The sequence below is a fragment of the Exiguobacterium sp. FSL W8-0210 genome (genome assembly GCF_038006045.1).
GTDB lineage: Bacteria > Bacillota > Bacilli > Exiguobacteriales > Exiguobacteriaceae > Exiguobacterium_A.
In genome coordinates, this window is sequence record NZ_JBBOUK010000002.1 from 33,630 (window position 1) to 52,992 (window position 19,363).

General features: G+C 33.5%; 16 protein-coding genes, 4 pseudogenes and 1 riboswitch. Of the genes and pseudogenes, 3 read left to right on the forward strand and 17 right to left on the reverse strand.

The window, feature by feature from the left end; genetic code table 11:
• Positions 1–241 precede the first annotated feature (241 nt).
• From MKY22_RS16285 to MKY22_RS16295, 5 genes and pseudogenes are all read right to left on the reverse strand, one after another.
• Complete coding sequence (locus tag MKY22_RS16285) at positions 242–757, reverse strand: DinB family protein (RefSeq protein ID WP_341090266.1); 516 nt, start codon at positions 755–757, stop codon at positions 242–244.
• 79 nt (positions 758–836) lie between these two features.
• The gene (locus tag MKY22_RS17390; RefSeq protein ID WP_445298385.1) at positions 837–1,175 is read right to left on the reverse strand and encodes a hypothetical protein; all 339 of its coding nucleotides are present in this window, start codon (positions 1,173–1,175) and stop codon (positions 837–839) included.
• Positions 1,173–1,235: pseudogene (locus MKY22_RS17395) on the reverse strand (WYL domain-containing protein); the annotation flags it as partial. The pseudogene MKY22_RS17395 and the gene MKY22_RS17390, both read right to left, overlap by 3 nt.
• Positions 1,236–1,250: 15 nt before the next feature.
• Positions 1,251–1,742 carry a helix-turn-helix transcriptional regulator gene (locus tag MKY22_RS16290; protein ID WP_341090268.1) on the reverse strand — a complete coding sequence of 164 codons (492 nt, stop codon included), beginning with the start codon at positions 1,740–1,742 and terminating at the stop codon, positions 1,251–1,253.
• A 250-nt stretch (positions 1,743–1,992) separates the two neighbouring features.
• Positions 1,993–2,757: an excalibur calcium-binding domain-containing protein gene (locus MKY22_RS16295; RefSeq protein ID WP_341090272.1), complete on the reverse strand. Its 765-nt coding sequence runs from the start codon at positions 2,755–2,757 to the stop codon at positions 1,993–1,995.
• 807 nt (positions 2,758–3,564) lie between these two features.
• Positions 3,565–3,665, forward strand: a riboswitch (TPP riboswitch).
• 133 nt (positions 3,666–3,798) lie between these two features.
• On the opposite strand from MKY22_RS16295, the pseudogene MKY22_RS16300 reads away from it, so the two are divergent.
• From MKY22_RS16300 to MKY22_RS16315, 3 genes and pseudogenes are all read left to right on the forward strand, one after another.
• Positions 3,799–4,549 (forward strand): annotated as a pseudogene (locus MKY22_RS16300) (3-oxoacyl-ACP reductase).
• A 1,066-nt stretch (positions 4,550–5,615) separates the two neighbouring features.
• The gene (locus MKY22_RS16310; RefSeq protein ID WP_341090274.1) at positions 5,616–7,658 is read left to right on the forward strand and encodes a DEAD/DEAH box helicase; all 2,043 of its coding nucleotides are present in this window, start codon (positions 5,616–5,618) and stop codon (positions 7,656–7,658) included.
• Position 7,659: 1 nt separating this feature from the next.
• The gene (locus tag MKY22_RS16315) at positions 7,660–8,370 is read left to right on the forward strand and encodes a hypothetical protein (protein ID WP_341090277.1); all 711 of its coding nucleotides are present in this window, start codon (positions 7,660–7,662) and stop codon (positions 8,368–8,370) included.
• Positions 8,371–8,448: 78 nt separating this feature from the next.
• Here the strand turns inward: MKY22_RS16315 and MKY22_RS17400 are convergent, their stop codons facing one another.
• From MKY22_RS17400 to MKY22_RS16360, 12 genes and pseudogenes are all read right to left on the reverse strand, one after another.
• Complete coding sequence (locus MKY22_RS17400; RefSeq protein WP_445298386.1) at positions 8,449–8,643, reverse strand: IS3 family transposase; 195 nt, start codon at positions 8,641–8,643, stop codon at positions 8,449–8,451.
• Entirely contained in the window at positions 8,622–8,969 is a 348-nt protein-coding gene (locus tag MKY22_RS17405; RefSeq protein ID WP_445298387.1) for a DDE-type integrase/transposase/recombinase, read from the reverse strand. The genes MKY22_RS17400 and MKY22_RS17405 overlap by 22 nt, the downstream gene beginning before the upstream one ends.
• 85 nt (positions 8,970–9,054) lie before the next feature.
• A pseudogene (locus tag MKY22_RS17410) lies at positions 9,055–9,572 on the reverse strand (IS3 family transposase); the annotation flags it as partial.
• 57 nt (positions 9,573–9,629) lie between these two features.
• A pseudogene (locus tag MKY22_RS17415) lies at positions 9,630–9,731 on the reverse strand (IS3 family transposase); the annotation flags it as partial.
• Positions 9,732–10,702: 971 nt separating this feature from the next.
• The gene (locus MKY22_RS16325) at positions 10,703–10,873 is read right to left on the reverse strand and encodes a hypothetical protein (protein ID WP_341090281.1); all 171 of its coding nucleotides are present in this window, start codon (positions 10,871–10,873) and stop codon (positions 10,703–10,705) included.
• Between the two features lie 451 nt (positions 10,874–11,324).
• Positions 11,325–11,855, reverse strand: coding sequence for a hypothetical protein (locus tag MKY22_RS16330; RefSeq protein ID WP_341090284.1), 531 nt, complete (start codon positions 11,853–11,855; stop codon positions 11,325–11,327).
• Positions 11,827–12,546, reverse strand: coding sequence for a hypothetical protein (locus tag MKY22_RS16335; RefSeq protein WP_341090287.1), 720 nt, complete (start codon positions 12,544–12,546; stop codon positions 11,827–11,829). The genes MKY22_RS16330 and MKY22_RS16335 overlap by 29 nt, the downstream gene beginning before the upstream one ends.
• 18 nt (positions 12,547–12,564) lie before the next feature.
• On the reverse strand, positions 12,565–13,401 hold the full coding sequence (locus tag MKY22_RS16340; RefSeq protein WP_341090292.1) for a hypothetical protein: 837 nt from the start codon (positions 13,399–13,401) through the stop codon (positions 12,565–12,567).
• Positions 13,402–13,653: 252 nt separating this feature from the next.
• Entirely contained in the window at positions 13,654–14,682 is a 1,029-nt protein-coding gene (locus tag MKY22_RS16345) for a tyrosine-type recombinase/integrase (protein WP_341090296.1), read from the reverse strand.
• Between the two features lie 1,274 nt (positions 14,683–15,956).
• Positions 15,957–16,727, reverse strand: coding sequence for an endonuclease/exonuclease/phosphatase family protein (locus MKY22_RS16350; RefSeq protein ID WP_341090298.1), 771 nt, complete (start codon positions 16,725–16,727; stop codon positions 15,957–15,959).
• 298 nt (positions 16,728–17,025) lie between these two features.
• Entirely contained in the window at positions 17,026–17,268 is a 243-nt protein-coding gene (locus MKY22_RS16355; RefSeq protein ID WP_341090301.1) for an AAA family ATPase, read from the reverse strand.
• A 109-nt stretch (positions 17,269–17,377) separates the two neighbouring features.
• Positions 17,378–19,072, reverse strand: a complete 1,695-nt coding sequence (locus MKY22_RS16360; RefSeq protein ID WP_341090304.1) for a hypothetical protein — start codon at positions 19,070–19,072, stop codon at positions 17,378–17,380.
• Positions 19,073–19,363 lie beyond the last annotated feature (291 nt).

A 19,363-nucleotide genomic window follows, 5' to 3' on the forward strand; every position in this document is an offset into this window, starting at 1 on the left:
TAAAACAATATGTACTGTGAAGAAACCTTTTAAAGAAAAATGAGTTGATCGATTAGAGAATAAATTGGTTGATGGAACACGGATGAAATGAAATTACTCCTCCGATTTTTATTCTTAGGATATAGTTCGTGTATCTTAAAGTCTTACCATGAATCATATAAATAAAAAAGTGTGCGCCGGCGCACACTTTTTTGCTTTAAAACAGAATTTCTAATTGATTGCTAAGTATTAGTACGCCACTTCATGTTGTAACTGTCGTGTCTTCATACCAAAAAAGAGAATAATCCATCATGAGTGAAGTTTCATTTTGTTGTCTAAGCATGGTAGTGATATTACCTAAATGGTACGTCCCATGGTTAGATACGTGTAAGAAAATTTCTTCATAGGTTGTTTGACGTGGACCTGACCAAGGATAATTTACATCTATCATCACAGTGAGATCTGAGTTTTCGTTTAAGAAGGTTTGATACTTTAATGCTACATTTTTAAATGCCATTTTGAATTCTTCAATTGTATAGGCATCAGTAAGCGGTAATTGACTCATCGCATCCTGTAATGCTTGTTGAAAATCTACTTTTTCTAGAATTTGAATCCACATGGTATCAACAGCAAGAATATGGCTGAGGGTTTTAGCAATAGTAGGATAAGAGCTTTTGATCTCCTTTTTTAAAACTTCTTTCGGCAATTTAGCTAGATGATCTAAGATCACTCTCATTGCCCATTCATGATAAGAAACCATCGTTTTTCCAGCGTTCATTCAAATCGCTCCTTTAGTTGTAATAGTAATCGTTATCTAACTACGTTTAGTATAAAAAAGGATATATGACAACTGACTGTCATATATCCTCATATAAATTCAATATTTTTTTAGCTTCATTTTTTAAGACATCTTGTAAGTATAAAGGTTGAATGACTACTACGCCTGATCGGAAACTTAACAATATGTTAATGAGCCATTCTGCATGCAATGGTGGAGGTAACATCAATGTCATTGTGATACTACCATCTTCTTTTTGCGTCATCGAGTGATGTTGAAAATGATTTAATACTAAGTGAATGGATTGAGGATGGACACGTAAAATGACACGCTCTTTTGGAGGGAAAACTACTGGTAGCTCCTTGGGTAAACGATGAGTATCCTTAATAGGAGTTGTTAGTCTCTCAAGGTTGAGTATATATGAGACTTTAAACTCGCGATAGTCGTTTCTTAAATGGCAATAAGCGTATAGATACCACGTTCGGAACTTATATTATAGTGAAAGCGGATCTACCTCTCGAGTAGTCTGTTCATTTTGAGAGCTAATATACTGGAAACAAATGCGTGTTAATTCTTTAATGCTTTTTTGAAGATTGATTAAAAAAGAGGGATCGACTGAGAAGTGAGTTAAATCAATATGTAGATGATTCTTTTGTTCTTCTGATGTGAGAATGGACAGACGATCAACAGTCTTTTTAAGATCGTGATCATTTAATTGGTTCGATAAATTTTTGACTAAAGACAATACCTCAAGCATAGAAGAAGCGTCTAAAAACGTTTTATCCCATTTGTAATTCTCTATAATACCGAATCCACCGTTTGTTCCATGGTACGAAGTAATAGGAATACCAGCTGGACTAATGGTTTCGATATCTCGATAAATTGTTCTCTGAGAGACATTTAATTCTTCAGCTAGTTGTGAAGCAGAAATGGTAGAGCGATGAAGTAGCTTAAATATAATAGTTAGTAAACGTTCAAGTTTCAATGGAATCTCCTTTACGTTAAACACGACGGAAGTTTTTATGTATATCTATAAAGTGTAAATGATTTCATCTTAATTAATAATTGAAACGCATTTAGTATCATTAAAAATAAAATACAATAACAAAAAGTATGCGCGGGCGCATACTTTTTGTTATTTCACTTACCACACTATCAGTTAAGAAATTTAATCATTTATTTAATCTTAAGTAGATCTACCAATTGTCATGCGCGAGAAAATTCATACACACTTGTCAATTCCAATCACATGCATTTCCATCGTTATCGCGGTCTAAATCATGGGGATCAACTGCAGGACCTCCGGCAGCTATATAAAAATCTTGAGCGGCTTGGGCGCTGGAAAAATCACCACAGTCGCGATCTGCTCCAGAAGGGTCGTATTCAAAATCAGTTGCTACTTCTGTATTTACTTCATCAACGTATTCCTCATCAGATATACTCTCATCTTCATTTATCACTTCACTATTTGCTAAAGAGGCTTCGAGTTCGTCGATTTTCTCTTCTGCAACAATGCGTTTCGTCTCTTCTTTATTGAGTTTATTCTCTAAGGTAGTACGTTTGTCTGCTTCCTCCTTATAGCTTTCAACGGTTTGCAAACGTAACTCTTTTTCTTGTGCTAACTCCTCTTTCAATTTTTTCGTTTCTTGTTGTTGCTCTTTTAGTTTAAATTGCGTGTCTTTTAAAGATGTTTCTAACTCCTTTGACTCTATCTTTAATGATTCCAACATCTTTGTTTCCTTGGTAGAAGACCCGGCTTCTATTTTTTGAGGCTCATTTATTCTGTCTACCATATAGATAGAAATTGCAAAAGCAATGAATACGCCTAGCCAAACGGCAAAGGTTGGGTACTTCACTGGATTTCGAAACCTTGGTTTAAAGTAAAAGTATAGACCAACTGCTGAGATCAATAAGCCAATGAGACTCCAAAAGGTGATAGTGAAGAGTAAAAGATAGACAATAGCAATTACGACGAGAAATAATACTTTTCGGATGTTCATAAGTTCAGCTCCTTTAAAAATATTTGTATTTTTATTGTACATATTTATAAGGGAAAATTGATTAGGAATTTATAGTTCTTTTCTAAAAAATCGCTTATAACGCTCGAGTACTAATTTGAATAAAATATAAGCAATTACTGATCAAATATAATTGATAATTTTTAAGAGAATAGACGTACACCAATCTAAGCGAATTAAAAATAATCAGAAAAGGTTGTATGTCGTAGTCGATACAAATAGGACTGTATAAGGAAATTTGACATAATGAGTTAGAAGAAAAAGATTGATTAATTGCTTAGATGATGAGAAAGGCATTTACCGTATCAAAGCACTTATCTCTTACGCAATTGTGAAGAACTCCAATGATATTATGGAAAAGAAAATGAATTGTTGATTGATTTGGTACGTTTTTATTCAAAAAGCAATAAAAGCATTAAATAGAGCACGTATAAATTTAAGACGAAAAAAGTAAGGTAATCAACACGAAGAGAGAAGACGACATACATACTACTTAATGGCTCTCATACGATGATTAAGCAAGATAAGCTTACTATATTGCAGACATCAATGATTCGGACTTTTAGGTCACGTAATTGATCTGCAAAATCGAATCGCTCATATATTAAGACATTATCAAAGAAAAAACGATAATTAGGATTGTCTAGTATAAGATATGACCGTAACAAAGCAATCCGGATAAGATCATAAACCTATTTTTACGCTCGATCTTTAAAGAAATACTATTAACAAATCACACTCATCATTATTAACAGATGTATAAGACGACTAAAGTGAAGGTAATTTAAATAGAATCACTAGGGGTGTTATTAAACTGAGATGAGGAGCGACTCAAACCCTTTGTACCTGAACTAGGTAGTACTAGCGTAGAGAAGTGTAAACCCTAATGAACAAACAGAGACAATAATGTCGCTCTTTGCTATGTGATTGTTTAGACGTGCACAACTTTCCATTTAGAGAGTTGCGTTTTTTGTTTACTACTTCACTATTAAGTTGCAAAAATTGATAGGGTAGCGGACAGGAATGACCAGAACAGTGTTAATGACGGGAAGTAGTCAAGACTCTAGGGCGACGATTGCAAGGATGTTAGTGAAAATGGATTTAAATGATGATTAATTACTTTAAAAGCAAAGATGCGGCACAAAGGCGTGTGAGCGAACTAGGAGTAGAGAATGCACTTGCCTTGTATGCAGATGTCATGAAGCGGGAAGATATTGAGAGCATGATGCAATCCGCAACAGCACATTATGGTCAAATCAATGTTGTTATTAATGATGCATTAGTAGAATTCAAATTTGATCCAGTTTCTCAAAAATCTTTCATCGATTTGCAATAGGAGGACTACTAGAAACAATTGGATGCAACGTTAAAAACGGCGCTTCACATCATTTAAAATTTTCTTCCACAATTATGGAACGACATAACGGTAGTATCATTAGCATTAGAACAAACCTCTATCAAAACCCAGTAGTTCCTCATCATGAATACTTAACAGCAAAAAGCAGGTCTAATTAGTTTTACACGCAACCTGGTCGCAGAACTAGGTCAATACGGTATAAACGTGAATGTCGTCTCCGGCGGATTGTTGAAACTTACGGATGCTAGTGCTGTGACAACCGCTGAAGTATTCGATTTAATTGATCAATCGAAACTGTTGAAAAAAGTGACTACCCCAGAAGAAGTAGCACAAATGGTTGCCTTTATGGCATCAGAAGCAGCGTCTGGGTTTAACGGTCAAAACGTAACGGTCAATGGTGGATTAACGATGAATTGAAGCGGGCGTTTTAAAAGATTCTCAGCTTGTAAGAGAAGGGATTCGTGAACAGAAGATGACGAATAGAAATCAGTTAATATCGGCGTTTTATTATATGAATGTGGTCATCCCCAAGCCACATGGTTAATGGCTGATTCCGCGATTAAAGAGATCGGAGAGAGCCGCTATTATTAGCGTTTGGCTCAGATAGCGGCAGCTAGATGTTTGAATGAAGTATTTTTTGCGGATAATCATTCCTTTCCGGCTAATAATGCAACTGATTTACCTGCTTTTTGGTTGGATCCTTTGATCAATTTAACTGTTATTTCTCAAGTGGCGGATCATATTGGATTAGTCTCCACGATATCGAGTACGTTTTCCAATCCATATATGGCAACAAGACAACTCCTAAGTCTTGAACATCTGACGAAGGAACGAGTAAGCTAGAACTTAGTGACCTTGATGAAATACCGGGAAGCATCGACCTATGATATGAATGCACTTTCTATGAGAAAAAATAATATAAAAAGACGTAAAAATTAGTGACTTTAACTTTAATAGAGAGGCTATTCTTATGATGGAATCAAGCCAATTTTCTTTAAGATTAATTAGCTAACAGTTTTAACAATCTTGTGAGAACCCAAGCTATTCGGTGTATCGTAACATGTTTCATCGTAATTTTTTAACTTCGTAATTTCAAATGAAAATTAGTAGCCATATGAGTTTTGAAATGATGCGGCTCGATAGAAATAGAAGAAAATTTTACTAGTTTAAAAATTATCTAAGAAAAAAGATTAGACGATATATTTAAAAGCAGACAAAGAGTGTAAATCAAAAAAATTAATATAGTATATACAAAGCGCTAAAAAGTACTTGGATGAAAATCAATTAATAAGTATTATTAAAGTAACTTTATACAAAAAATCTAAATTTAATAATTTTTTGTATAAACTCATATAAAGTTAAGTGGAGATTTAAATTTTCGTAATTATCTATTCAATACTATAAAATAATGTTGAAATATAATCTTATTTAATAGGGATAATATAGTGATTTTTTATAATGTTGGATGAAGGAGAAATGATTTGTGATCAGAAACAGTAGTTTTTTTTATAAAAATTTAGACAAAAGTAATTCGGAAGTTGATATTTTTATAAATCGTATAAATAAATATTCAGTAGAAAATCAATTTCAAATTTATGTATTAGACAAGCCAGTAATGGAAAAAGAAACAGATTATGATACAAGTAATATTATGATTTTACTAAGCCCTTCTCATACTATTAGTCTTATTAGTTTGAATAATAATAAAGACACTGATGAAGTTGAAGAAATATTCGAATATTTAATACAGGATATAGGCTTTACTGCTAAAAAGTTTAAATATAATAGTGTAATAGGAAGATCAAATAGATGGGAAAAATACTTTAAAAAATATAATTTTAGTGAAATACAAAATATAGATACAACAGAAAAGATATCACATTTTTTTGACTCGAAGAAATACATCCAACCTGAAGAAAAACGAGTGATTGATTTAATAATATCGTTAATTACAGGTAGTATTAATGATATTGATGCAGTTGGAAAAACTGTACCAGAGACTTTGTTGCAGAAAATTAGGCAAAAAATTGTATTATTTGATGGAGATCAAACAAGGTTTATCTATGAAGAATTAAATCAGGATATTGTTAAAATTCAAGGTTTGGCTGGTACGGGAAAAACTGAACTGTTGTTACATAGGTTAAAAGAGCTATATACAGAAAATGATACAAATAAAATAGCCTTCACTTGTCATAATATTACGCTTGCAAATAAATTGAAGTCACGTGTTCCGGAATTCTTTGATTTTATGAAAGTAGATGAGCAAATTAAGTGGAATGAACGTCTATGGGTGTTTCATGGATGGGGATCATTAAATAATAAAAATAATTTAGGACTCTACGGATTAATATGTAATATTTATGGCTTACCATTTTTTAATGTAAAGGATGTAAGAGAAGGTAAATTTCAGCGTGCGTGTCAACAAAGTTTAAGTTTTTTAAAAGAGATGATAGAAAATGGTGAAGAAATCAATCCTTATTTTGACTATATTTTAATTGATGAAGCTCAAGATTTTCCTGATGAGTTTATTGAATTGTGTAAAATGGTTACATCTAAAACGGTATACTTAGCGGGAGATATATTTCAAGATATTTTTGAAATGCAAGAATTAGCATCTGAACCGGACTTTTCATTAAATAAAGTGTACAGGACACATCCTAAAAATTTAATGTTTGCTCACGCTGTTGGGATGGGGTTATTTGAAAATCCTACTATTAATTGGTTGGAAAAAAGTGGGTGGGATGCATGCGGATATTTAGTAAATAATAATGGTCGAAATTACAATTTGACCAGAGAAAAAGTTCTTCGATTCCAAGAAATGGATATGGATGGTTTGGAATGTACAAAAATAATACCAACAACGGATATTTTGGAAAGCATTCTTAATGTAATTAAAGAAATTGTAGAAATACATAATGATGTTATTCCGGATGACATAGCTATTATTTTTACAAATAATAAATTATCACAAAATGACTATGATTTTATAACTTATGTACAAGCACGTATTTTTGAGAACTTTAACTGGAACTCAAGTGTTACTTACAAGGATAAAAGAGTAGAAAAAGGAAAAATTACTATTTCCAATAAAAACAATATTAAAGGGCTAGAATTTCCTTTTGTAATTTGTGTAGCTAATCATCAAATTACAAGGAATTTTGCGGAAAGAAATACCTTTTATATGTCTTTAACAAGATCCTTCTTAACATCTTATCTAGTGGTTCAAGAAATAAATAATCTAGAAATTATAGATATTTTTAAAACGGGATTAGAAACGATACAAAATACGGATGCAATTAATACTATTGAACCGACGGAAAATGAAAAGGCACTACAAAGAAGATTACTAAGGGAAATTAAACAACCTAAGAAATCGCAGTATGAAGTTTTACATGAAATTTTTGAAAAATTGAATTTAGAATTTAATGACCAAAATCGTATTCAAGCAGCAATAAGCATGTTAAACACCCCAACTACAAAATATGAAACTTTGGAAAATTTAGTAAAATCTATGTTGGAGGCTTAAAATGCTTAAAAACTCGTATATAATTAGTAATTTCGAAAATTTAGATAAAATGGTTCGATCAAGATTAAAGAGTAAAGCTCAAGTCATCCATATACTGGTTGTTACTTTAAAAGTAATTTTAACTGACCTGAATCCTGTAGACACAGGAATAGGAAGTTTTGCTATTAGAGATAAGGGATCGACGAGAAGAATGTATTTTACTATTCAGGATGAAGAAAATAAGGTTTTAAAACATTTCTCTATTATATTTCCGTTTAATATTTCAATAAAAGGTGAACAAACATATTTCTTTCTTAATAACAGAGAAATAGTTATTGACCTATATGTGTTAGAAATCTTGTCAACTTTGTGTAAAAATAAATGGTTTTCAGATCTTAATGAAGATAATCACGATATAGTAGATTTTATTTACATGTATGATGATTTACTAAGAGAGTTTAATATTTCGAAAGAGATGGAATCAGATTTATGGTCAGTAATTAAGTTTTTAATGACATTTGAACCTTGTTACATTAGATACGATTATGATTTAATAAATGAAAAAGAAGATCATCCGTTACATCATGTTGACGTTAACTATTCAGATATCGGAACATTTAAATTAGGATTTAATGAATCAATTCAAATATTAGAAAGACTAAAGCTTGATGAGTTTGAAGATATTTTATTGAATGGAAAATCTAGGTTGGAAAATTGTTACAAATTGACATAATAGTTAAGTTAACTGGTTTATGTAGCCTTGAGCTGAGCCCTAGAGTTTGGAGACTTTAATAAAAGCACCTTTAACACTTTAAGCTGCTATAAGATGGCTTCGGTATTGTATCGGAGTCATCTTTTGTATTTTCCATTGTCTTCGTTCGCAATAGTAATAATTAATGTAAGCATCGACCATGACACTGACCTCATCGGGGTCAGATGCTAATTTATAATCGACATAATTTTTTAAGTGCCTAAAGAACGATTCTATCGGGGCATGATCATGGATTGAAGCATTTTCATCTCACGGTTGTGTGTTTGATAAACAGGATGCTTATAATGGAATCCTTGATCGGAATGTATCATGGATTCCGAGTGTATATTCTCTTCAAGTCTTTCTATGAATTTATTCGTTGTATGAAGGACGAGTTCCATATGGAGGTTTGTAGATACATGATGTGTCATAATTTCACGAGTAGCAACATCCTTCACACAAGAGATATAAACAGTTGGGTCAGATCCTATACGGAGATAAGTGATGTCTGTGACGAATATCTTACCAGGCTCCTCCTGATCGAACCGACTTAATGATTGTTTCAGTAAAACAGTATTAATTACCTGATAGGGCTCAGATACCGTTAGTTTCGGTACTTCGCCTCTCTTTCGAGAGCTTCTAGCTTTTTTATCAAATGTTTACCATTCAAGGTTCAGTTTTTTTTGGTCGTCTCTTGATACGATGATGATTATAGAATTCGATGTAATGTTCGAGCTCACATTTGAAGTGGTCCATGTCATTGTATTCCTTGAGATACAGGAGCCCTGATTTGAGCATGGCGAAAAAGCTTTCGATGGCTGCGCTGTCGAGGCAGTTGTCCTTACAGGATATACTTTGCTTAATGCCGTGCTCGTGGAGCGTACCGACGACCGTTCGATACTGATAATGCCAACCTTGGTCGGAATGCAGAATCGGTCGTGCTTCCCGATTGCCTGGTCCAACATTTCGCCAACGAATCGATATGTAGGGCGGTCCGATAGGGTATAGGCAATGATTTCACGGTTTCCCAAGTCCATCATCGGCGAGAGGTAGATCTTCTCCCCGAACAGGTGAAATTCAGTGACGTCAGTCACCCATTTCTGGTTCAGACCGGTTGCCTTGAAGTCACGTTGAAGAAGATTCGGTGCGACCTTTCCGACCCGTCCTTTATAGGAGCGGTATCGCTTCATGCGGACGAGACATTTGAGACCGAGCTCGTTCATAAGACGGCGCACGGTCTTCGGATCGTGCCGGAAGCCCTGGCGTTCGAGAAGTGCGTGGATGCGACGATAGCCACATCGTCCCTCGTGTTCGTGGAAGAGGGCATGGATGGCTGTCTTCACTCCCGCATACTTGTTTCGCCCGTCAGGCGCGTCCGCCAATAGTAATAAACGCTTCGTGCCATACCGAGCACGCGGAGGAGTCGCGGAACGGGATAGATTGATCGCAATTCGTCGCGCATTCTCTTCTTGAACCAAGGCTTTCAATTTTTTTACGCAGCGTTCTCCATCTCGAGATACTCGATCCGCTCTTTGAGCTTCTCGACTTCTGTCATCTCTTCAAAATCCTTCTTCTTGCTTCTAGCCATTGGGGTACGTCCTTTCGTTTTGACGAACAGACTTGCGGTCCCTTCCCGTTCATACCTCGATCGCCATATCGTTTAATACCTCCAGTTTAAATGCCGGCGAGTATGTTGTATAGAAAGGATCGAAGATCGTTACCCCCCAACGCTCATAGAGACGTGACCACTCACAGATCAGGTCACGCGCTATCCCGAATTCTTTCACCACACTTCGGTATCCGTCTCATCCCGTTAGATAACGCTAAGCAATCTGGACTTTAAATGCCTTCGTATATTTGACCATAAAAAATACCCCATAAAAGTTGGATTGTTATGTCCAACTTTTATGGGACAGTTCACATTTCGTGATTGAAGTGAGGTTTTTTACATGGGTTACTCACTAATTAGATATTTATCTTTAAATATTTTCAATACAGAAATTTAATTAAATTGTTGTTCCATATTAAGTTGTCTATCTGTGGTTCAAGAAATAAAGGTGGATTATTCTTGTTTTTATGAATCATAAGAGAAGTGCAATTCTTGTAAAAAATATAAAAAAGTCATACTCCTGAACATGACTGTTAATGAGTATGACCCACACACGAGAGAGATGATCGAATGAATTAATAGCAGTGAAAACTGATATCATAGTTAAATTTAAATATTAACTCATCCGATTGCTGCGACACACTGGTCACAATTTCAAGATTCCGTGAGAAGATAGATCCTCTCACGCAGTATTATCTTTGTCCGTTATCCTAAAATCAAGATAATGAGCACAGGACAGACAATGACTTTAAAAAAATCTTCTAAGCCACCCCAAGCGATAATCAATTCGCTACCCGAGTAAACAATTACGTCGCATAACACAAGACCTATCACCATTAAGATCATTAATAAAGAGTACTTTGCTGCTTCCTTCATCGAAACATCTCCTCCTTAGTGTGTTACACCTTTACCAAGTTAAAACGACACTTTATAAAAAGAGAAGCACCACAATAAACTACTACAAATAAAAGTAATGTCCCAAAAGGCTACTTTACATCAATAAAATATGATGCAGAGTAGCCTGATCAAATGTCTTTATATGTTCTTTATAATAGGTGAGTTAATTTATTATGGTTGGTTTTTTTAGTTTGACGAATTGTAATAAGTACGCACATGACAGAAAGTACCAAAATCCTTCAATAGCAACTTCGTATAGAGTCAAGTTACTATGTAAAAATTAACAGTATATTCATAATAAATTATTGATTAAATGCTAGCTCAGATTGATGGTGGATTAAGAAAATAATCTAACTGAATAATTAATAATTACACATAAGGTTTTCTTTAATCAGTATTGTACATACTTAAACAAACTCCATCAGAAAAATTATTTACTACTTGGTTCAATTAGATAATTTACATTTTCATATTTAGATTTTGGGAAAGATAATTCTAAAACTTCACTATGATCTAAAGAAGATAATCTTTTAATAATATCGATTGATTGATTAATTGATATATCTACTACTTTTTCCATTATAGTTTCCCTAACAAATTCAATGAATTCTTCATTTTTCTCATATGACTTTAAATTCTCATCTAGATTGATATCAAAGTAAAATCTAACAGATAAATCAATAGATTTTACAATAAAACTAAGTTCTTCTCTTGTAAAATCACTCAAATCGATTTCTTCTTTTACTCTAATATCTAATTCAACAAATAACTCATCAAGGTCTCTGTGAGTAGCTAGCTTAATAGAGTTATCTTGAATAACTTTTGAATTAAAATCATGTTCTTCTAAATCTTCATGTGAAATATCAGGAATAAGTTTTTTTATATCAGAAACATCATTTCTAAATTGATAATTAATATTGGATATAACAAATTTATTTAAGTTTGTAGTTATAGTACTCATTTGTATTACCTACTTTTCTATTATATTTTGTATATGATTTAAATTGTTTAAAATCATTCGCACTAAATTCCAATAAATTATCAAAATTTGATTTAATTACTTGGTTAATATCTTTTATTGTGGAAGAAATATAAGTGTCAATAGAATTATTGAGTTTTAAAATCTCGTATTCTTTTTCTATAAGATGTTTCTTTTTTATTAAAAAAAGTTCATTTGCAATGTTAGTTAAACTACATTTGTTCGGAAGTAAAGGTGAGAAATAAAAATCATCTTCAGGCAATAAGTCTTCAATTATTAAATCCATTTTGTGATAATCAGGCAGTGATAAATAACTATCACAAGGGTCTCCTAATTTTATCTTGTTAGAAATATATTTTTTGTTGTTGAAACTAAAAAGATTGACATTATGATTGTACTCTTCGTCGAATAAATCAAAAACCGATAAATTGGCTTTAATCATTTTTTCAATTTTTGAATAGTCTTCGATTTGAGTAGTTATAACATTAAGCTTCTTTTCGTGTTCGTCATGGTCTATCACATATGATAAGTATATTTCATCATTTTCTTCATAGGAAAATAATATGGGAAACATTAATTCTAGATAAACAATTTTGTTTTTCAAAATTTTATCTTGTAATATATTGAATTCATATATTATATCATTTGAAATAGAATACTTAATTTCTTTCATTTTTAAATTCCTCCTTTCTTAACTTCTTCTTCTTGAGTTTTTTCTTCTTTGTTTAAACTGGCTTCTATTTAAAGTGATAAAATTATCTAATAAATTAAATTGAGATGAGATATTTGAATAGCTAACACCATTAATATCTTCGCATTGCTTGTAAAAATTATAGTGTGAGTTTGGTGGATCATTATAATAGATATTATCTCCGCCCTCAACTATCCCTTGATTTTTACGAAGTTTTCCTAGAGAGATTAAATGGTTTTTTAATGAAATCAAATTACAAATTGATAAGCCGCAGTAAATTAGCATTTCCTTTCTATTTACAGTATCTAAAGAATCAATGTCTCCAAAAGTTAGCATATTTTTAGGCGAGTAGCTATTACTGTCTGCTTTCTGAACTTTATCTCTATTATATAAGATATACATTGAAGTACCATGATTTTTTCTTTCGTCTAAACTAATCATTTGTTCTCTATATCTATGATTTTGATAAGTTTCTACAGAGTCTCTTGTTTGGAACATATCATCTGAATAATAATCTAATAGATCCTCAGCAAAAGAATACACCCCGCGCTTATCCTTCTTTTGAAGCGTATTTAGTAATTCTTTTTCTTTATTCCAGGGAAGAAAAAAGAATTTATTGATAATATATTGACCTTCTTCGTCTTTTTCATCAAAATGATTTTCTAATAAACTAGCTTTAATAAATCTTATGAATACTAAATCATTTACTTCAAATAATAACTCATGAATTTTAAAATCATCTTCTTTTAGTGGGATTTGTTCAAAATCAGTTTGCAAATAATAAAGGTCATCATGTTTTCGACAACTTTTTATTAAATCAATTGTAGTGTCATTCAAAGAAAATCCTCCTTTGGGATTTTTAGTAATTAAATCATCTATAAATTATTATATCTTTTTTTTTTATTAAAACAATTTTTTTACTTGCAAGCAGTTTGTCACAACATACATGATTATTTTTATTAAATCTTAGATTACATGTTTTTTGGAATGTATATAATTTTTGTTTCATTGAATTCATGTTTGCTTACTTTAATTACATCCTATGAGCTAGTATCATTATCAAGTTACAAAAAATAAAAAAAGTTAGTACTAATTAAAAGGTATTATAATAGTTTCGTTTTTTAGATCTTGAAGATATTTGTTAGTAGTTTGTATAGATTCATGACCTGACACTTTCATGACCTGATATAATGGGATACCTTCGGTTAACAATTTTGTTATAAATGAGCGTCTGAACCAGTGTGGTGAATGGGCTTTTGAATTTTGTTGTAGTGGTACAGACTGTGCGATTAATCTTAATGCTTCGTATGAAATAGATTTATCTTTTGACCGAATATTAAAACAAATATGAGGGTTTTTGAAGTCTTCGATTCGCATTAACGTATTTAATCGTTGAATCAGATGAAGCGATTTTTTTGACAAAGGGATACGTCTCCATCTATCGCGTTTTCCTTTGAGTTCTATATAATTCATTGTTGGTGTTTCATGAACATGACTGAATTGAAGTGATAATAGCTCAGAAGCACGCATCCCTGTAGTTAATAATAGATACCCTATTGTTTCGTTCCGCAGTTGCAGCAGCTCGCGGTTCTTTTTTTGCTTCACGGTGTGGCGGAAGGCGAGGGCGATCGCCTCCATCTCGTCGAAGTCGATCTCGCGACGGAGCGGCTCTGGCTTCATCTGGTCCTTCACTTGCACTGACAGGTCGCGCACGTGGTAGTCATTGACATGCAGGAAGCGTAGGAAACGTCGCAACATAGCATTTCGTCGCTTAACGGTCCGGGGGGCATACTGGTCATGGACCTCTTTTAAGTACTCATGCAGATTGAGGATCGTCAGCTGCTTCACACCCTGCGTCTTGGTGACAAAGAACCGCAAAATATAATCGAGATCTTGCTTGTAAGCCCGCTTGGTATGCGGGCTTTTTTGGCTATAAATCGGAAATAACTCCGTTGCCCAAAATAGTTCGAAAATCTCGAGATCGCTTAGCGCTTCCATATTTAAGTGATCGTCCTCAAGCACCGCGAGTAACTTTTCGCGGCTATCAGTAAATGCGAGTGCTGCTTCTTCTCTGATCACAACTTCATTTGTTATTTCTTTTGTTAGTTCTTCGTTCATAATCCATCCTCCAGTCTATTTTTTCATCGCTTCCTCTTTTGAAGACTTTTTTGTTCGATTGATACATGATTTATCGATTATTTTTGTATTACATCATATTATGATTGATATACAAATGTATATATAGCGAAGTTGTCTATTTTTTATTGTATTACATATTATATCTATAATTATTATAACAAACAACTACTTGTGATAATACCTAATTATCACAAGTAAATTAAAATAGAATATTAGTTAACATAATGCAATTATCACAACGATCGGTGAGGGGAGTGACGATCGCTGGATATGTAGAAGGATGCGCGCTTATCGGGAGACTACTAGTAGCGATTACGTGTTTTGTCTCATTTTGATAAGTATTCTTATGATAATGAGACAAATGGAAAATAGAGTGAATTGATACAATGATTGTAGATGAACAGAGAGATATAGAAGGGAAAGTTTCGTTTCGTTTCGATTCGCGTGTAGGTAAGAAGGGAGGTACGTAAAAGGAAGAGGGAAGTCATGCATGAGGAGTAGGGTGCAAGATCGAATGAGACAAAGCGGTATTTCGTAGTAAATCCTACAGCCCCACTCATCAAACAGGGGGCATTGTTAGTTCTAGACGAAAATGAGCAAGCTCCCCTTCTCATGCATGTATAGTCAGTAGATAAAATATCAGGAACCTCCGTCATCTAGAGACTTATAGATGACGTTCAGACATACGATTTGTCGTTCAATTGGAGTCTCTACAAATGAATAAGATACACGCTGCGAAGGTCATCGCATTCGATCAAGTAAGAAAAAAGAATAAGTACCACATCTTTAAGTTCTAACCTATTGGTTAGGTCATATGATACAGATGTGAAATTCACTGCTTTTATCTATGAAGCATAACCCAGCGTTCGGTCCTGCAATCGAGACTTTTATGAATGGATCGCAAGAGCAGGAACGGCACGATATTTGGATCTACGGACTCTATCAAGGTGTCACTCGTCACTAAACAAAACGCCCTCCAGCTTGGAAGGACATTTTTCTTATTTCTTTTTTTTCGTCCTATTGCTGTTTTAAGGGTTCTTAGGCGGCTACGTGCTTTTCCCCAGGTCTTTCTTGCTGATCGTGATCGTAACGTCCCTTTAAAGGCTCTCAAGCTCGACAACACTACTTGTAAATCGCGACCTTTCGCTACTTATTCGCTGGAGCGATTCTTCATGGCGATATCTTGATAATCGTTTATGGAATCGAAGGTTCATGATAATATAAACGGCTTAAATTCCACCACAATCTAGTTCCTATTTAAATTCTGTCAATACACCATAGTGATCGCTCGGTAAAACCATGTCGTGCTTCGTTAACTTACTTCCAAAAACTTCTACTGATTCTATATGTAAGGCTTCTACATTGCTATCATTTTTCATGAAAATCCAATCATAGCGTACAGATTCTCGTGATTCTTTATTTTCCTTTAGATAACGGTTCTTCTCGAAGTCTAAAGTCGATTGAGGAGTTGTTTCATTTTTTGTAGCATCTAACAGTGCTACATCGTACCAGCTATCTTTGATTAAATGCTCATAAGTATTAGAGAACGGAAGATCGTTAAAGTCACCACAAAGTATTTCGTAAGGGTTCTGATTTGCTGAAATCCAATCATTGACGAACGTAATTTGTTGTTGACGTATTTCTTCTGTTCTCCAGTTTAGATGAACATTAGTAATACCATAATCAACATTATCATGATTGATGGTTATTCTAATAGCACAGTAATTAGACTCAAGTGTATCTGTATTCCAAGTTGTATTAATTGATGTGACTGGAATTTTGCTTAAAAAAGCTAAGCCTTCATCCGGAGAGGCTGGGTACTCTTTAAAAACACATTGATATGACTCTAACTCGTCACAAATATACTGAGCAACGTTTAATTCATTTATTGAATTAATCGTAGATCTCACTTCTTGAAGAGCAATGATGTCAGGATTTATTCTTTCAATTTCATTGCGTATTGCTTTTATTCTACTCTCCCACTCAATGTCCTTATTCCAAATATTAAATGTTGCTATTCTCATAATAACCTCATCCTTTAGTTAGTGAACTCAGACAAAAAGCGTCATTTTGTAGTATTGATTCGACGACCTCGTTTACTGATAAATTGGTAGAGTCAAGGAAGTATTTATGTTGATTTTTTATGGATAAAAACTCATCTCTTAAAACGTTAACACGGTCCCCCATCTGTTCAGTTACATCTCTAGCCATATCGCGTTCTAAATTAACGTTATGATTTGTCCACAGAATTACAAATCTTACTTCGACACCCGAAGTTATCAATTCTGATGCGTACTTTTTAATATCTTCTATAGAAATGATCTAATCTATTATGACTTCAAAATTGGCATGTAATAGATTAGTTGTTAATGCATTGATGTTTTCCCAAGTTAATTTTTTAGCTGCCTCAGACTCCCAAGGTTTTTCGTGACCTGAAACTGGAAGATGGCTGATAGTATCTCCAGAAATATAAGAACTTTTCTGTAATGCCTCAGCTAAAGCTAGTGAAGTAGTTGATTTACCTACTCCTGCAGGACCTGATATAAAATACACTTTTTTGCTCACGCCTTTTCCCCCTATAGATGCGATACCCCTTTACTGTTTACAATAAATCTGAATCGTTTCACTTTAGATGTAGTCTTTTCTCCCTCGACCAGATAAGAAAATACTCTTATCATTCTGGTTCAGATTCAAAGAGATGCATATAACGTGCAAATCCTTTACTGTCATAAACAACTTCTAAGGCATGCTTTTTCTTTAAAATATAAAAGCTCGTCTTTTTTATAGTGTGTTGCTCTAGAACTTTTTTTCCAAGTGTCACTTTAGAAGACATGCCATCTGATTTTTTATACGTTTTATTAGCTTTTCCGAATACACTAATTATTTGTTTTTCAGTAATATCTGTTCTTTTCTCGAGACTTAAAGGAAGCATGATTTCATCAACTGTTTTGGTTTTTCGATATGTTCCGTAAAGCCATTTATCTTTTAACACACCACTTGTATAAACACTTCCATAGTAATAAAGTTTTCCATTCGGTCCTTTGACTTTAGAATACGCATCATACATTTTATAAGGTGCGTTTAAAAAGCTGCCTCGTTGATTCAGTGTATTCTTTTGACTAGTTAGCCATTGGATATTCGTTGGTCGCGGATCCTTCTTTACAGTTACTAATAAAGTCGCCGTGAAGTCTTCAAAAGTAGCTTTAATTGTCGCTTTTCCAGGTGATTTAGCGATTAATTTACCTTTTGAAAAATAGACGACTTGAGAGTTATCCGTACGCCATGTAATAGGAGATATGATAGTGGAACTCGTTCCATTTTTTGAAGTTAAAATGATAGACGGTGTTATTTCTGTTCGCTCCACCAGTGAATTTAGCTTAGAATTGACGCTTACTTTAACAGTACGCTTATTCAAATTTTTAGAATCGTATACTTTTACAAAATCCCCTACTGCAAGAATCCGCGAAGTGTTCTGATTAAAGCCGATTGAACCCCCTATCATATTCGTAAAGATTCTTTTAGAAGTTTCCATATCATAGAGTGCTCCACCACTTGTCCCTAAAAATAAGCCACTTTCATCTAAATCAATTGAAGCAGTTGTTTTTAGTGAAGACATGGATACCTTGTTGAGGTCTTTTGTATACCGATACACTCGACCACTCACTGTATTATAAATGAGATCATTCGCTAGCGTTAAATCATACGACACCATTGATTCTGAAGGTAGAATTTCGGTTACTGTTTGTCCTTTATGATCAATGACCCGTATAGAAGAATCATCTCCGATCATGATGTATTGATTAGAGACAGCTAAAGTTCCGTGTGTGTCCATTCCACGGATAAGAGAGACGGTATCCGTTTTTACATCGTAAAATATGAGATTATCATTTGTTGCAATAATCAGTATTGAGGAATTTGGTAAGAATTTTGCTTGGATGTCATAACCTAAATCATACTCTACACCGTTGTAGTTTAGGCGATACAAATCAGAGACACGCTCACCGAAACGATTATGGATAGAGAGTGTATCTTCTTCAGACTCTTTTTGTACGGTCCATGCTTCGTCTGAGCTAACATCCAATAATTTGTCATAAGTGTCGTCTACTCGAAGAAGTGTTCCAATGTTTAGATCATAAAGCTTAGTCCCGTCATAATCTGAATAATAAAACGTATTTCCCCGTACTACATAGGTATTATTAATTTCTTCGTTAATTTGGCTGATTGTTGGTAAGCTCAAACTTGCATCAACAGGCAAACTAACAGATGCAAACAATAATGCTAACCCTGCTATGAATTTTTTCAATAACTTCACATCGCCTTCCATTTTTAAGTAAAAAATTATCCTCATTTCAAATTTTAGATTAATCAAAAATGATTAAAAGGCTTACTTTTTAAGTTAAGTAAATAAGATTTTAAAAATTTACTATAATAACCTGTTACTCATAAATACGCAGCTTAATTGAGAACTGTGAATTATATTGATCTCATCTCAATTTTCATATCAATCTTAATTAATAAACATTATCAAATTGCAGTGTATTTGATGAGGGTAGTTCATTTATAACTGAAAAATATTAAAGTATTAAGTTTATTGATCGCATGTATATTTCTTTAAATAGATTTAACTATTATCCAATCATTACGATCATCTTTTCTGACG